The organism is Streptomyces sp. NPDC057623 (assembly GCF_042800355.1).
Classification (GTDB): domain Bacteria; phylum Actinomycetota; class Actinomycetes; order Streptomycetales; family Streptomycetaceae; genus Streptomyces.
In genome coordinates this window covers 969-16,456 of sequence record NZ_JBHVGZ010000121.1, presented here as the reverse complement: position 1 = coordinate 16,456, position 15,488 = coordinate 969, and the positions used below count along the sequence as shown (strand labels likewise).

The window sequence follows — 15,488 nt, the reverse complement described above, 5'->3', positions numbered from 1 at the left end:
CGGGAGGAGGGAGTCCTGCTGGGCCTTGCTGAAGCGGTGGATCTCGTCGAGGAAGAGGACGGTCTCCTTGCCGAAGCCGCCGGTGGCGCGGCGGGCGCCGTCGATGACCGCGCGGACCTCCTTCACCCCGGCGGTGATGGCGGACAGCTCGACGAAGCGCTTGTTGGTGGCCTTGGAGACGACGTAGGCCAGGGTGGTCTTGCCGGTGCCCGGCGGACCCCAGAGGATCACCGAGGAGGGTCCGGCGGGGCCGCCGCCGGACTCGCCGACGAGTCGGCGCAGGGGCGAGCCCGGCTTCAGCAGGTGCTGCTGGCCCACGACCTCGTCGAGGGTGCGCGGGCGCATGCGCACCGCCAGGGGACTCCCCGCGGGGTCCTTCTCCTGGCGTTCTTCTGCTGCGGCGGTGAACAGGTCGGGCTCCACGCAGGAAACCCTAAATCACCGCACTGACATCGGGCTCCGAGCGGGTCAGGCGGCCCAGAGCTGGCTGCCCCAGCGGGTCAGGATGAGCATGGCGATGACACCGCAGTGGGTCACCGGGAGTACCCAGGTGAACTCGGCGAAAAAGTTCTTCAGCGGGCGCGGGGCGGGCAGGAAGCCGTTGCGGACGTTGAACGAGGTCACGTACCAGAACATGGTGAGCGTGGCCACCCAGGCCAGCGAGCACCACAGGCAGAGCGCGCCGATGTTGTACAGCGACTGGTACATCAGCCAGGTGCAGAAGCCGACGCCGAAGAGGGTGCCGAAGTTGAAGGTCAGCCAGTACCAGCGCGGGAAACGGGCACCGGCGAGCAGGCTCATGCCGACGCCGATGACGATGCCGTAGCAGACGAGGCCGAGCATCGGGTTGGGGAACCCGAAGACGGACGCCTGCTTGCTCTGCATGACGCTGCCGCAGGACACGATGGGGTTGAGGCTGCAACCGGGTGTGAAGGTCGTCCCCGCGATCTCGGCCTCGAGGATCTTGAACTTGTCGATCGTGATGACCCACGCGGCGAGCAGTCCGGCCGCGCCGGTGATCACCAGCAGCAGGGCGAACGCACGGCTGCCGCCCAGCGATCGGGGAGGTGCTTCGGCACGCTCCGGCTCGGGCTCGGTGGAGACGTCTTTGACTGTCGTCTTGCTCATCACGCCGATTCCGCCACTTGAGAGTTGGACCTTCCCCGGACAGGGCACATTGTGCCGTACACACACGCGTGCCCGCCGTTCGCCGGACATAAGGAAAAGCCCGCGACTCCCCAAAGGCATTCGGTTCAGGACACCGACCGGACGGCGCAGGGCGGGGACCAAGCGGTCCCCGCCCTGCGGAATTCAGCGCTCCGGAATTTCAGCCCAGTCGGGCTTCCAGCTCCGCCACGATCTCGTTGACGCCGACGGCCGCCTGCTCACCGGACTCCATGTCCTTGAGCTGGACGACGCCCTCGGCGAGGTCACGTTCGCCGGCCACGATCGTGTAGCGGGCACCGCTGCGGTTGGCGTTCTTCATGGCGCCCTTGAGGCCCTTGGCGCCGTAGGAGAAGTCCGCCGCGATGCCGTTCTTGCGCAGCTCGGTGACCTTGGCGAACAGGACCCGGCGGGCCTCCTCGCCGAGCGGGACGGCGAACACGCTGGTGGACGCGGGGAGTTCGAGCTCCACTCCCTCCGCCTCCAGCGCGAGCACCGTGCGGTCGACGCCGAGCGCCCAGCCGACGGACGGCAGCGCGGGGCCGCCGATCATCTCGGACAGGCCGTCGTAACGGCCGCCGCCGCCCACCGCGGACTGGGATCCCAGACCGTCGTGGACGAACTCGAAGGTGGTACGCGTGTAGTAGTCCAGGCCGCGCACCAGCTTCGGGTCGTCCTCGAAGGAGACTCCGGCCGCCGTGATCAGCTCGCGGACCTCCTCGTGGTACGTCTTGCAGGCGTCGCAGAGGTAGTCGCGCAGCAGCGGGGCGTCCCCCAGCTGCTTCTGGACCGACTCGCGCTTGTCGTCGAGCACGCGCAGCGGGTTGATCTCCGCGCGGCGAAGGGTGTCCTCGTCCAGGTCCAGGCCGCGCAGGAAGTCCTGGAGCGCCGCTCGGTACACCGGGCGGCACTCCTTGTCGCCCAGGCTGTTCAGCAGGATGCGGAAGTCGCTGAGGCCCAGCGAGCGGTACGCCTGGTCGGCCAGGATGATCAACTCGGCGTCCAGCGCCGGGTCCTCGGCTCCGATCGCCTCGGCGCCGACCTGGGAGAAGTGCCTGTAGCGGCCCTTCTGGGGGCGCTCGTAGCGGTAGTACGAGCCCGAGTACCAGAGCTTGACCGGGAGGTTGCCCGCCTTGTGCAGGTTGGCCTCCAGGGCCGCGCGCAGGACCGAGGCCGTGCCTTCGGGGCGCAGGGCGAGCTTGTCGCCGCCCTTGGTCTCGAAGGCGTACATCTCCTTGGTCACGATGTCGGTGGACTCGCCGACACCGCGCGCGAACAGCTCGACGCTCTCGAAGCCGGGCGTCTCGACGTAGCCGTAGCCGGAGTTGCGCAGGGGAGCCGCGATCGCCTCACGGACGGCCAGGAACTTGGCGGAGTCCGGCGGGATCAGGTCGTACGTGCCCTTGGGGGCCTTGAAGGTGCTCACGGAAGGTCTCGTCACATTCCTCGTCGGGGAGCGTCGGCGTGCGCTCCCGGGCCGGCGGCCACCTGCCGCAGATAGGGGTTGGTGGCGCGCTCCTGGCCGATGGTCGTCTGGGGGCCGTGGCCGGACAGCACCACGGTCGAGTCGTCGAGGGGCAGGCACACGCGGGCCAGCGAGTCGAGGATCTCGGCCATGTCACCGCCGGGCAGGTCGGTGCGTCCGATGGAGCCGGCGAACAGCAGGTCGCCCGAGAAGAGGATCGGCGGGATGTCCGTCGTCTCGGGCAGGCCGAAGGTCACCGACCCCCTGGTATGGCCGGGCGCGTGCGCGACGGAGAGTTCCATCCCCGCCAGTTCCAGCCTCGCGCCGTCGGTCAGCTCCTTGACGTCGTCCGGTTCCCCGATGGTCAGTTCGCCCATCAGCTGCATGCCGATGGAGCGGCCGAGCGCCTTCTCGGGGTCGCTCATCATGTACCGGTCCTCGGGGTGGATCCAGGCCGGCACGTCGTGCGCGCCGCACACCGGGACGACCGAGGCCACGTGGTCGAGATGGCCATGGGTGAGGACGACGGCGACGGGCTTGAGCCGATGCTTCTTCAGTGCTTCCTCGACTCCGGGGGCCGCTTCGTGGCCCGGGTCGATGATCACGCACTCCTCACCGGCGGCGGGGGCGACGAGATAACAGTTCGTCCCCCAGGCCCCGGCGGGGAACCCGGCAATGAGCACGATCGTCCTTCGTTTGTGTCGACACGAGTGGTTTGTCGGCGGGCTCCGCCTGTGGTCAGAGCCTACCGGCGCTGCCGATTCCTCAGCGAACCCATATACGGTACGGGGCACACGCAGGCAGTCGGCTCACCGCACGCACGCGTACCGGTCGACACACACGACGCATGAGGAGAGAACCCGGTGGTCAGCCAGGAACAGCGGCGGCGTCAGCTCGCCCGGGAGAAGTTCTTGCGACAGCAGCAGCGGCGCACGGTCGCCCGACGCAAGACGCGCATGCGCAACTCGGTGATCGCGTCGGTGCTCGGCGTCATCGTCATCGGCAGCCTCGCGCTGTACACGACCGGCGTCCTCAAGGGGGACGACGACAGCAAGGAGAACGCGGGCGCGGAGGTCACGCCCAGCGCGACGCCCAGCAAGGCCCCGGACCCGTGCGAGAAGCCCGCCGAGGGCAAGGTCAGGACGGCGACCTGGAAGAAGGAGCCGGCGCTGACCGTCGACAAGTCGGCGAAGTACACGATGAAGCTCGCGACGACGTGCGGTGACATAGACATCGCGCTGAAGGCGTCGGCCGCGCCGCACACCGTGAACTCGTTCGACTTCCTCGCCGGCAAGGGCTACTTCGACCACTCCAAGTGCCACCGGCTCACCACCAACGGCATCTACGTGCTCCAGTGCGGCGACCCGACGGGCACCGGAACGGGCGGTCCCGGGTACAACATCCCGGACGAGAACCTGAAGGACAAAAGCCTCAAGAACAACATCTATCCGGCGGGCACCATCGCGATGGCGAACACCGGGCAGAAGAACTCCGGCGGCAGCCAGTTCTTCCTCGTGTACCAGGACAGTCAGCTCCCGCCGAGCTACACACCGTTCGGTACCGTTTCCGAATCCGGCATGAAGGTACTCAAGAAGATTGCCGACGCCGGAGAGAGCACCGGCCAGGGCGACGGGGCGCCGAACGCGACGGTGGTCATCAACAAGGCGACGGTCACCAAATCCTGACCCCCAACTGCGAAATTTCGGTCGCGCGGGATGCGGACAGGCAACCCGCCGGTCGCCTATGTTGGCCGTGACGAAACTGTGGACGATGCCCGGGGGAACACGAGCCCCTCGCAGGCATCATGTGGAGGAGGCGCTGTGAGCAGCGACCCGTGGGGCCGCGTCGACGAGACGGGGACCGTGTACGTGCGTACGGCCGAGGGCGAGCAGGTCGTCGGTTCCTGGCAGGCCGGCACCCCCGAAGAGGCGCTGGCCTATTTCGAGCGCAAGTACGAGGGCCTGGTTGTCGAGATCGGCCTCCTCGAGAAGCGGGTGAAGACCACCGACCTGTCGGCAAAGGACGCCCAGACCGCGATCGACCACATTCGTGAGCAGGTCGACGCCCATCACGCGGTCGGCGATCTGGAGGCCCTGAAGACCCGGCTGGACAAGCTGGTCGAGACGGTCGACAAGCGGCGCGAGGAGCGCAAGCAGCAGCGGGCGAAGCAGTCGGACGAGGCGCGTCACTCCAAGGAGTCGCTGGTCACCGAGGCCGAGGAGTTGGCGCAGTCCGACCAGTGGCGGGCCGCGGGTGAACGGCTGCGGGCTCTGGTGGACACCTGGAAGGGCCTGCCGCGGCTCGACCGCAAGTCGGACGACGAGCTGTGGCACCGCTTCTCACACGCCCGGTCGGCGTTCTCCAAGCGCCGCAAGGCGCACTTCGCGCAGCTGGACGCGCAGCGCGAAGAGGCTCGCAAGACCAAGGAGCGGCTGGTCACCGAGGCCGAGTCCCTGTCCGGGTCGACCGACTGGGGTCCGACGGCGGCTCGCTACCGCGACCTGATGTCGGAATGGAAGGCCGCGGGCCGCGCCCAGCGCGAGCACGAGGACGACCTGTGGAACCGCTTCCGCGGCGCCCAGGACATCTTCTTCGCGGCCCGCAGCTCGGTCTTCGCCGAGCGCGACGCCGAGCAGTCCGAGAACCTGAAGCTGAAGGAGGAGCTGGCCGAGGAGGCCGAGAAGCTCCTGCCGATCGGCGACCTGAAGGGCGCGCGCGCCGCCTTCCGCTCGATCAACGAGCGCTGGGAGGCCATCGGCCACGTGCCGCGCGACGCCCGGCCCAAGGTCGAGGGCCGGATGCACGCCGTCGAGCGGGCCCTCCAGGACGCCGAGGAGACCGAGTGGCGCCGGACCAACCCGGAGGCACGCGCGCGTGCCGAGGGGCTGACCGGCCAGCTCCAGGCCGCCGTGGACAAGCTCCGGGGACAGATCGAGCAGGCACGCGGCCAGGGCAACAACGCCAAGGCCGACAAGCTGGAGCGTGAGCTGGAAGGACGCCAGGCGCTGCTGGACCAGGCCCTGAAGGGCCTGGAGGAGTTCGGCGGCTGAGACCCGGCCGGACGACAGCCTTACGACGAGAAGGGCCCCGTACGCGAAGTACGGGGCCCTTCTCGTCGTATGCCCACGAGGTCGTCGTGGGCATACGCGCTCGTCGAGTCCTACGACCGGCTGCGCGCCGACGTCACGCGGTACACGTCGTAGACGCCTTCCACTCCCCTGACCGCCTTCAGGACGTGCCCGAGGTGCTTCGGGTCGCCCATCTCGAAGGTGAAGCGGGAGGTGGCGACGCGGTCGCGGGAGGTCTGGACCGCCGCGGAGAGGATGTTGACGTGCTGGTCGGACAGGACGCGGGTGACGTCGGAGAGGAGCCGGGAGCGGTCCAGGGCCTCGACCTGGATGGCGACCAGGAAGACCGAGGACTGGGTGGGCGCCCACTCGACCTCGAGGATGCGCTCGGGCTCACGGGACAGTGACTCCACGTTCACACAGTCGCTGCGGTGAACCGATACTCCGCTACCACGCGTGACGAAGCCGATGATCGGGTCGCCGGGCACGGGCGTACAGCAGCGGGCCAGCTTGACCCACACGTCCTCGACGCCCTTGACGATGACGCCCGGGTCGGCGCTGGAGCGGCGCTTGCGGCTGCGGCCGCGGGCCGGCGGGACCGACTCGTCGATCTCCTCCGTGGCGGCTTCCTCGCCGCCGAGGGCCTGGACGAGCTTCTGCACGATGTTCTGCGCGGAGACATGGCCCTCGCCGATCGCCGCGTACAGCGCGGAGATGTCGGCGTAACGCATCTCGTGCGCGAGTGTGACCAGGGAGTCGCCGGTGAGGATGCGCTGGATCGGCAGGTTCTGCTTGCGCATCGCGCGGACGATGGCGTCCTTGCCCTGCTCGATGGCCTCGTCGCGGCGCTCCTTGGAGAACCACGCCCGGATCTTGTTGCGGGCGCGCGGCGACTTCACGAAACCGAGCCAGTCGCGGGAGGGGCCCGCGCCGGGCGCCTTGGAGGTGAAGACCTCCACCAAGTCGCCGTTGTCCAGGGTGGATTCGAGCGGTACGAGGCGGCCGTTGACCCGCGCTCCTATGGTGCGGTGGCCGACCTCGGTGTGCACGGCGTAGGCGAAGTCGACCGGGGTGGCCCCGGCCGGGAGCGCTATGACGTCGCCCTTGGGGGTGAAGACGAACACCTCGTTGCGGGAGAGGTCGAAGCGCAGGGACTCCAGGAACTCGCCCGGGTCCTCGGTCTCCTTCTGCCAGTCCAGCAACTGGCGCAGCCACGCCATGTCGTTGAGGTGGTCGTCCTTGCCCTTGCCGGCCTTCGGCACGTCGCTGCGGACCTTGGAGGCGCCGGCGACGGCCTCCTGCTTGTACTTCCAGTGCGCGGCGATGCCGTACTCGGCACGGCGGTGCATGTCGAAGGTGCGGATCTGGAGCTCGACCGGCTTGCCGTTGGGCCCGATGACCGTCGTGTGCAGCGACTGGTACATGTTGAACTTGGGCATCGCGATGTAGTCCTTGAACCGGCCGGGGACCGGGTTCCATCGCGCGTGCACGGTGCCGAGGGCGGCATAGCAGTCGCGGACCGTGTCGACAAGTACACGAATACCCACCAGGTCGTAGATCTCCGCGAAGTCACGGCCGCGGACGATCATCTTCTGGTAGACGCTGTAGTAGTGCTTCGGGCGGCCGGTGACGGTCGCCTTGATGCGGGCGGCCCGCAGGTCCTGCTGGACCTCGTCGGTCACTATGGCCAGGTACTCGTCACGCTTCGGTGCCCGCTCGGCCACCAGCCGTACGATCTCGTCGTACATCTTGGGGTAGAGGATCGCGAAGGCGAGGTCCTCCAGCTCCCACTTGATGGTGTTCATGCCGAGGCGGTGGGCGAGCGGCGCGTAGATCTCCAGCGTCTCGCGCGCCTTCTTCTCCTGCTTCTCGCGCTTGAGATAGCGCATGGTGCGCATGTTGTGCAGGCGGTCGGCGAGCTTGATGACCAGGACACGGGGGTCCTTGGCCATGGCTACGACCATCTTGCGCACGGTCTCGGCCTGCGCTGCCTCGCCGAACTTGACCTTGTCCAGCTTGGTGACACCGTCGACGAGCAGGGCGACGGAGTCGCCGAAGTCGCGGCGGAGCTGGTCGAGGCCGTACTCGGTGTCCTCGACGGTGTCGTGCAGCAGGCCCGCCATCAGGGTGGCCGGATCCATCCCCAGCTCGGCGAGGATGGTGGTGACCGCCAGCGGGTGCGTGATGTATGGGTCGCCGCTCTTGCGCTTCTGGCCGCGGTGCCAGCGCTCGGCGACCTGGTACGCCTTCTCGATCTGGCGGAGCGTGGCGGTCTCGATCTTCGGATCGTTGCTGCGGACTATGCGCAGCAGCGGCTCCAGCACCGGGTTGTACGGGTTGGAGCGCTGGACGCCGAGGCGGGCGAGACGGGCCCGGACGCGGTTGGAGGAGCCGGAGCGGGCGGGCTGACCGGCGGATGGGCGGGCCGCGGGCGTGTTCACGGGCCGCTCGGGCGGGGCAGGCTTGGGTCGCGTCTGCTCGGCCGGCTTGTCGACGGGCGCCGACTGGGCGTGCTCGACCGGCCCGCGCGAGTCGTTCTTCGCGTGCGGCGCGTTCGGCGCTGGCTTCGCCGCGGGCGCCGAGGCGGACTCGGGCTTGGCGGCGGTCAGGTGCTGGGCCTCGTCTGGCAAGAGGGCTCCTCGTGCGCGATCCGGGTCCCCCGGTCAGGCTCCGGAGACCCCATGGTAGCGATCCTGCGCCCCAGGATCGCCTTCAGGCCGATGTGAGGGCCGTCTACCCGAGAAACGCGGGAGGCCGCCGCCGGATTCCTGCGGGGCCGTCGGCGCGCTGTGGCACGGGGGACGCAAGCGTTTCCTGCGGCTCTCGCAGGGGTTGCGCGGGCCCTTCGGGCGAACCTTCGGAGCGGGGCGCGCACGGCTCCCGGGGCGCACATTTCGAGCCAGGTGGTGGCTCCCGCGGCGACAGTGCGTCAATGCGCGCCCGCACCACCCTCGGGGCCGGTCGGGAACCGGCCCGGAACACGCGTCTGCCGCGCGCCTCGTGCAGAGGCGCGCGGCAGACGTGGCGCGTCCGATGCCCCGCCGGTGCGGAGCGGTTCGTGTCACACCGTGAGCAGCGACTCCAGCGGGGCTCCGGCCAGGGCCGGCTCCAGGCGGGCTCGGCCGCCGAGGAAGCCCAGTTCCATCAGGACGGCCAGGCCGGCCACCTCGGCGCCCGCCCGGCGGATCAGCTCTACCGAGGCCTCGGCGGTGCCGCCCGTGGCCAGGACGTCGTCGATGACGAGGACGCGGTCGCCCGCGGCGAGGTCCTCGGCATGGACCTCGATCTCCGCGGAGCCGTACTCCAGGTCGTACGCCTGGCTGAGGGTCGCTCCGGGGAGCTTGCCTGCCTTGCGTACGGGGATGAAGCCGATGCCCGCGCGGACGGCCACCGGGGCGCCGAGGATGAAGCCGCGGGCCTCCAGGCCGACGATCTTCGTGGCGCCGGTGTTCCCGGCGATCTCGGCCAGCGCGTCGGTGAGCGCGGTGAACGCCGCCGGGTCCGCCAGAAGCGGGGTGATGTCCTTGAACATCACGCCCGGCTCCGGGTAGTCCGCCACATCACGGATACGGCTGAGCAGGAGCTCCTTGATCTCGGTCATCGGCGCTTCCCCGAGGGTCGGCCACGGCCCCTGTTGCGGGACGCGGGCTGGTTGCGGGGGCCTACGACCGCGGCGGCGGCGTCCTCCGGCTCGTGGTCGAAGGGCTCGTCGGCGTCCGGGGCGTCCGGGGCGTCGCCCTGTGCCGCGGCCTGCGCCCGCTTGGCGAGCACACGCTTCTTCAGGGCCTTCATCTGCGGCTCGCGCTCCTTGAGGTCGGCGACGAGCGGCGTGGCGATGAAGATCGAGGAGTACGCACCGGCGGCGAGACCGACGAACAGGGACAGCGAGATGTCGTTGAGCATGCCGGCGCCGAGGAAACCGCCGCCGATGAAGAGCAGACAACCCACCGGAAGCAGTGCGACCACCGTGGTGTTGATGGAGCGGACCAGCGTGCTGTTGATCGAGCGGTTGGCGATGTCGCTGTAGGTCCAGCGGGTCTGCTTGGTGATGTCCTTCGTCTGCTCCTTGAGGCTGTCGAAGACGACGACCGTGTCGTAGAGCGAATAACCGAGGATGGTCAGCAGACCGATCACCGTGCCCGGCGTGACCTCGAAGCCGACGAGGGCGTAGATGCCGACCGTGATCGTGATGTCGTGGATCAGGGCGACGAACGCGGCGACCGCCATGCGCCACTCGAACGCGATCGCCAGATAGATCACCACGAGGACCAGGAAGATCCCCAGGCCCTGCCAGGCCTTGTTGGCGATCTGTTCACCCCAGCTGGGGCCGACGAGCTCTCCGGTGACGTCCTTCTCCGTGACGCCCAGGTCCTTGGCCAGCTGGGTCGAGACCTTGTCGGCCTGGCCGGTGTCGATACCGGCGACCTGGATGCGCAACGTGGCCTTGTCGCCGCTGCCGAGCTGCTGGACGATCGCGTCGTGGCCGGACGCCTTCTCCGCGTACTCCTGCGCCTGGGAGACCGAGACGCTGTTCTTCGGGGTGTTGAAGACCGCACCGCCCTGGAACTCGATGCCCATGTTCAGGCCGCGCACCGCCAGGCCGACGATGGCCGTGATGGTGATCAGGATCGAGAGGCCGTACCAGATCTTGCGGTTGCCGACGAAGTCGTAGCCGACCTCGCCACGGTGCAGTCGGGCGCCGAGGTTGCCGAGCTTCGACATCTCACGCCTCCTTCGTCTCGACGGGGGCGGAGGGACGGCGGGTACGACGCAGCGGCGGCTGGGCACCCAGGCGCTTGGGGTCGAGGCCGGACCAGCTGTGACCGCTGCCGAAGAACTTGCTGCGCGCCATGATCGTCAGCAGAGGCTTGGTGAACAGGAACACGACGACCACGTCGAGCAGGGTGGTCAGGCCGAGCGTGAACGCGAAGCCCTGGACCTTTCCGACGGTGACGATGAAGAGCACCGCGGCGGCGAGGAACGACACGAAGTCCGAGACCAGGATGGTGCGCCGGGCACGCGGCCAGGCACGCTCGACGGCGGGGCGCAGCGAACGGCCCTCGCGGATCTCGTCACGGACGCGTTCGAAGTACACGATGAACGAGTCCGCAGTGATGCCGATGGCGACGATGGCACCGCAGACGGCCGGCAGGTTCAGCGCGAAGCCGATGGTCGGGCCGAGCAGCGCCATGATCGTGTAGGTCAGGGCGGCGGAGACCAGCAGCGAGAGGATCGCGATGATCGACAGGCCGCGGTAGTAGACCAGCAGGTAGATGATGACCAGGGCCAGGCCGATGGCACCGGCGATGAGGCCGGCCTTCAGCTGCTCACCGCCGAGTGCCGGGGACACCGTGGTGACGCTGTCCTCCTTGAAGGTCAGCGGCAGGGCGCCGTAGGACAGCATGTTGGAGAGGCTCTCGGCCGACTGCTGCGTGAAGTTGCCGGAGATCTCGGCGTTGCCGCCCGTCAGGGCCTGGCTGACGGAGGGGTCGGAGACGACCTCACCGTCCAGGACGATGGCGAACTGGTTCTGCGGCGGCTGGTTCTTGGCGAGCTTGCCGGTGATGTTGGCGAACTTCTTGCCGCCCGCGTTCGTGAAGTCCATGGTCACGGTCCAGCCCGCGGCGTTCTGCGCGTTCCAGACGGCCTGGGCCTTGTCGACGTCCGTGCCGTCGACCTCGGCGGGACCGAGGATGTACTTCTGCCACTGGCCCTGCGAGTTCTGGCCGCAGGCGACGGTGGGCTCGGTCGGCTTGACGCCGTCACCGGCCTTGGCGCGGACCGCCTTCTTCGTGCAGTCCAGCGCGGAGTACTGCGCTTCGAGGGCGCTGGTCGCCGAGTCACCGGAGGGGCTGCTGCTCGCCGACGGAGCGGTGCTGGAGGAGGCGCCCGTGGACGGCGTGGGGTCGGCCTTCAGGGCGTCGGTGACCGCGCGGCCCTGCGTGGTGGAACTCGGTGACGGGCTGGTGGAGCCGGAGGGGGACGCGGAGGAGGTCGCCTTGTCGGTGGAGTCGCCCGACGCGCTGCTGGAGGCGCTCGGCGAGGGGGTGGCCGCCGCGTCGCCGCCGGAGATCTCGGTGGTGAGAACCGGGCGGAAGTAGAGCTTCGCGGTGGTGCCGACCTGGTCCCGGGCTTCCTTGGAGTTCGTGCCCTTGGGAATGTTGACGATGATGTTCTTGTCGCCCTGGGTCTGCACCTCCGACTCCGAGACACCCAGACCATTGACACGGCGTTCCATGATCTCGACCGCGGTGTCCATGTTGGTCTTGTTGATCGCGGATTCCTGGCCGGGCTCGGCTTCCGCGCGGAGCGTGATGCTCGTGCCGCCGGCGAGGTCGATGCCGAGTCGCGGCTTGGTGTGCCCCGAGACGAACATCCCTCCGGTGAGCGCCGCGATGGCGATCAGGATGAGGGCCAGCGAGCGCCCTGGCTTGCTCTGGGCGCTCGCGCTCCGGCCCTTCTTAGGTGCTGCCACCTTCTCGTACTCCCTCTCGGGCCGCCTCGCTCCGGATCAACGGGGCGGGCGGCCATGACATGGTGTCGGGATCCCGTGCGAGCTCAGCATGCCCGGGGGCGCGCAGGCGTGGCCCGCGCGCCCCGGAGCATGGCTACTTCGCGTCGGCGTCGCCCTCGGACTTCTTCGGCTCGTCGTCCGTCTTCGACTCGGCGGACACGGCGTCGGAAGACTCCTCGGCCTCGTCCTTCTCGTCCTTCTTGCCGAGGTCGACGGGCTTCTCGTCGGAGTCGGCGGCAGCGGCGGGCTCGTCGGTCTCGGTGAGGGAGGAGGCGTCGTCCGGGACGACGTCGGACTTCAGGTCGTGCTCGATGCCGTGCACGATGCGGTTGTACTCGTCGTCGGAGAGGACGGCACCGATCGCGTTCTTGGCGAAGAGGAGCTCCACGCCCGGGCCGGCGTCAACGAGGACGGTGTCCTCGCTGACCTCCTTGACCGTGGCGTACATGCCCCCGATGGTGCGGACACCGGATCCGGGTTGCATCTGGTTCCGCATGTCGGCGGCCGCTTGCTGCTTCTTCTTGGCCGACCGGGTCATCAGGAACATGGCCCCGATGAGCACGATGAACGGGAGGAGGGTCACGAGACTCACGGGTCGGAACTTCCTTCACACGACCGCGATGGTGAGCGGCCTGATGGTTGGGGGTATGTGTGCCGCCGACAAAGGCGGCATCGGCGGAGTCTAAGCGAGTCTCCGCGCAGGGAACAACGCTCAGCATGGCACCGGGGTTCCTACTCCGGCCAGTGTGCTCGCCGTGACGGAGCCATCACGTCCCGAACAGGTCCTGTTGTCCGTTTCCCGCAGCTTGCGAGCGTGGCGGGGTCAGGCCGAGATGCGCCCACGCGGCGGGCGTGGCGACCCGGCCGCGCGGGGTGCGGGCGAGCAGGCCCTCCCGGACGAGGAAGGGTTCGGCGACCTCCTCGACGGTCTCGCGCTCCTCCCCCACCGCGACCGCGAGCGTGGACAGGCCGACCGGGCCGCCGCCGAACAGCTTCAGCAGGGCCTCCAGGACGCCGCGGTCGAGGCGGTCGAGACCGCGGGCGTCGACCTCGTAGACGGCGAGGGCTGCCGCGGCGATGTCCCTGGTGATGATCCCGTCGGCCTTGACCTGGGCGTAGTCCCGGACGCGGCGGAGCAGGCGGTTGGCGATACGGGGTGTGCCGCGGGAGCGGCCGGCGATCTCGGCGGCCCCGTCGGTGTCGATCTCGACGTCGAGCAGGTTCGCCGAGCGGTGCACGACGCGCTCCAGCTCGGCGGGCTCGTAGAACTCCATGTGCGCGGTGAAGCCGAAGCGGTCGCGCAGCGGGGGCGGCAGCAGGCCCGCGCGCGTGGTGGCGCCGACCAGGGTGAACGGGGGCAGCTCCAGCGGGATCGCCGTCGCGCCCGGTCCCTTGCCGACGATCACGTCGACGCGGAAGTCCTCCATCGCCATGTACAGCATCTCCTCGGCGGGCCGGGACATGCGGTGGATCTCGTCGAGGAAGAGGACCTCTCCTTCCTGGAGGGAGGAGAGGATCGCCGCGAGGTCGCCGGCGTGCTGGATGGCGGGGCCGGAGGTGATGCGGATGGGGGCGCCCATCTCGGCCGCGATGATCATCGAGAGGGTCGTCTTGCCGAGGCCGGGGGCGCCGGAGAGCAGCACATGGTCGGCGGTGGCACCACGCGCGCGTGCGGCGCGCAGGACGAGGTCGAGCTGTTCGCGGACCTTCTCCTGGCCGATGAACTCGCCGAGGTCCTTGGGGCGCAGCGCGGACTCGACGGCCTGGTCCTCACGGTCGGCGACAGAGCCCACCAGCCGCTCGTCGGCGGGGGTGTCGGTCGTGTCGTCCCAGTTCACTGAAGTTCTCCTAGCCGGGTGTGCCGGGGACCATCGAGTCGGCCGGGGTCCGGGGGCCGTCCCCCGGCAGGACACAGCATTGCAGTGTGCCTCGGGGGTCGCGTCGGGTGTCGTACGAGGGTGTCGTCAGGTCGTTCGGTCAGCGGGCTCTGTTGAGGGTCTGGAGCGCCGCCTTGAGCAACTGGCCCACCTGCGGCGTGCCCCCGGCCGCTTCGGCCTGCGGGGCCACGGCGGCGACCGCCTCGTCGGCCTCGCGCGTCGCGTACCCGAGGCCGATCAGGGCGGCGTGCAGCTGGTCGCGCCAGCCCTGGGTGACCGGTGCGCCGACGGCGGGCGCGCCGATCGGTTCGCCCAGGCGGTCCTTCAGCTCCAGGAGCAGCTTCTGGGCCCCCTTCTTGCCGATGCCGGGGACGGCGGTGAGCGACTTCTCGTCGGCGGTCGCCACCGCTCTGCGCAGGGCGTCGGGCGAGTGCACGGCCAGCATCGCCTGGGCCAGGCGGGGGCCGACCCCGCTCGCGGTCTGGAGCAGCTCGAACGTCTGGCGTTCGTCGTCGTCCGCGAAGCCGTACAGCGTGAGGGAGTCCTCGCGGACGACCAGCGAGGTGTGCAGCTTGGCGGGCTGGCCGAGGCGCAGGGTGGACAGGGTGTTCGGCGTGCACTGGACGGACATGCCGACCCCGCCCACCTCGACCACCGCGGCGTCCGGAGCGAGTGCGGCCACTGTGCCGCTGACGAAGGCGATCATGCCGTACGGCCTTTCGGTGCTTTGGCTGTGTGCAGGGCGACGGCCTGCTGGAGTCGGTTCTGGGCGGGGGCGCGCCAGATGTGGCAGATGGCGAGTGCGAGGGCGTCGGCGGCGTCGGCCGGCTTGGGCGGGGCACTGAGCCGCAGCAGGCGGGTGACCATGGCGCCGACCTGGGCCTTGTCGGCGCGGCCGCTGCCGGTGACCGCGGCCTTGACCTCGCTGGGCGTGTGCAGTGCGACGGGGATGCCGCGGCGGGCGGCGCAGAGCATGGCGACGGCGCTGGCCTGGGCGGTGCCCATCACCGTGCGGACGTTGTGCTGGCTGAACACCCGCTCCACGGCGACGCATTCGGGCCGGTGCTCGTCCAGCCACTGTTCGATGCCCTGCTCGATGGCGACGAGGCGCTGCCCCAACTCGGCGTCCGCGGGCGTCCGTACGACACCCACGCCGAGCATGGTGAGCGGGCGTCCGGCGACGCCTTCGACCACGCCGACACCGCATCGCGTCAGCCCCGGGTCCACCCCCAGTACCCGCACCCCGCGCCCCTCCCCTCTTTGCGGCTGAGCCGCCGCCGCTCTCGCGGACCTGGCTGAGCGCCGTCGGGGTTCCTCAGCTGATGGTTGCGGCCCTGGACGGCGATCTTTGACTCTCGTCAGGCTATCCGCTGCCACTGACAAGAGCGGCGGGCCGGTGG

14 protein-coding genes are annotated in these 15,488 nt (G+C 69.5%); 2 read left to right on the top strand and 12 right to left on the bottom strand.

All coding sequences use genetic code 11. The features are described from left to right. The 4 genes from ACFU95_RS49010 to ACFU95_RS48995 all read right to left on the bottom strand — a co-directional run. Nucleotides 1-423: AAA family ATPase (locus ACFU95_RS49010; RefSeq protein WP_383843759.1), on the bottom strand; the 423-nt coding region annotated here is incomplete at its 3' end. A gap of 45 nt (nucleotides 424-468) precedes the next feature. After that, a complete protein-coding gene (locus ACFU95_RS49005) occupies nucleotides 469-1,128 on the bottom strand; it encodes a vitamin K epoxide reductase family protein (RefSeq protein ID WP_383843756.1) in 660 nt (219 codons plus the stop codon). 199 nt (nucleotides 1,129-1,327) lie between these two features. Next, nucleotides 1,328-2,590, bottom strand: coding sequence for a histidine--tRNA ligase (gene hisS / locus ACFU95_RS49000; RefSeq protein WP_383843754.1), 1,263 nt, complete (start codon nucleotides 2,588-2,590; stop codon nucleotides 1,328-1,330). An 11-nt stretch (nucleotides 2,591-2,601) separates the two neighbouring features. Next, nucleotides 2,602-3,312 carry an MBL fold metallo-hydrolase gene (locus ACFU95_RS48995; RefSeq protein ID WP_383843751.1) on the bottom strand — a complete coding sequence of 237 codons (711 nt, stop codon included), beginning with the start codon at nucleotides 3,310-3,312 and terminating at the stop codon, nucleotides 2,602-2,604. Between the two features lie 180 nt (nucleotides 3,313-3,492). Here ACFU95_RS48995 and ACFU95_RS48990 point away from each other — a divergent pair, with 180 nt between their 5' ends. Continuing rightward, a complete protein-coding gene (locus tag ACFU95_RS48990; RefSeq protein WP_383843748.1) occupies nucleotides 3,493-4,314 on the top strand; it encodes a peptidylprolyl isomerase in 822 nt (273 codons plus the stop codon). Nucleotides 4,315-4,449: 135 nt separating this feature from the next. Next, entirely contained in the window at nucleotides 4,450-5,679 is a 1,230-nt protein-coding gene (locus ACFU95_RS48985) for a DUF349 domain-containing protein (RefSeq protein WP_383843745.1), read from the top strand. A gap of 110 nt (nucleotides 5,680-5,789) precedes the next feature. Here ACFU95_RS48985 and relA read toward each other — a convergent pair whose 3' ends face one another. The 8 genes from relA to ruvC form a co-directional block, all read right to left on the bottom strand. Then, nucleotides 5,790-8,327, bottom strand: a complete 2,538-nt coding sequence (gene relA / locus ACFU95_RS48980; protein ID WP_383843742.1) for a GTP pyrophosphokinase — start codon at nucleotides 8,325-8,327, stop codon at nucleotides 5,790-5,792. Between the two features lie 431 nt (nucleotides 8,328-8,758). Continuing rightward, complete coding sequence (locus ACFU95_RS48975; RefSeq protein ID WP_383843739.1) at nucleotides 8,759-9,298, bottom strand: adenine phosphoribosyltransferase; 540 nt, start codon at nucleotides 9,296-9,298, stop codon at nucleotides 8,759-8,761. Next, on the bottom strand, nucleotides 9,295-10,419 hold the full coding sequence (gene secF / locus ACFU95_RS48970) for a protein translocase subunit SecF (RefSeq protein WP_383843736.1): 1,125 nt from the start codon (nucleotides 10,417-10,419) through the stop codon (nucleotides 9,295-9,297). Before secF ends, ACFU95_RS48975 begins: the two co-directional genes overlap by 4 nt. A 1-nt stretch (nucleotide 10,420) precedes the next feature. Beyond that, nucleotides 10,421-12,172, bottom strand: coding sequence for a protein translocase subunit SecD (gene secD / locus ACFU95_RS48965; RefSeq protein ID WP_383843733.1), 1,752 nt, complete (start codon nucleotides 12,170-12,172; stop codon nucleotides 10,421-10,423). Nucleotides 12,173-12,305: 133 nt separating this feature from the next. After that, the gene (yajC, locus tag ACFU95_RS48960) at nucleotides 12,306-12,803 is read right to left on the bottom strand and encodes a preprotein translocase subunit YajC (protein ID WP_383843730.1); all 498 of its coding nucleotides are present in this window, start codon (nucleotides 12,801-12,803) and stop codon (nucleotides 12,306-12,308) included. A gap of 175 nt (nucleotides 12,804-12,978) precedes the next feature. Beyond that, the gene (gene ruvB, locus ACFU95_RS48955; RefSeq protein WP_383843727.1) at nucleotides 12,979-14,049 is read right to left on the bottom strand and encodes a Holliday junction branch migration DNA helicase RuvB; all 1,071 of its coding nucleotides are present in this window, start codon (nucleotides 14,047-14,049) and stop codon (nucleotides 12,979-12,981) included. Between the two features lie 139 nt (nucleotides 14,050-14,188). Continuing rightward, nucleotides 14,189-14,794: a Holliday junction branch migration protein RuvA gene (gene ruvA / locus ACFU95_RS48950; RefSeq protein WP_383843724.1), complete on the bottom strand. Its 606-nt coding sequence runs from the start codon at nucleotides 14,792-14,794 to the stop codon at nucleotides 14,189-14,191. Then, nucleotides 14,791-15,330, bottom strand: coding sequence for a crossover junction endodeoxyribonuclease RuvC (ruvC, locus tag ACFU95_RS48945; RefSeq protein ID WP_383843721.1), 540 nt, complete (start codon nucleotides 15,328-15,330; stop codon nucleotides 14,791-14,793). Before ruvC ends, ruvA begins: the two co-directional genes overlap by 4 nt. Nucleotides 15,331-15,488: the final 158 nt, after the last annotated feature.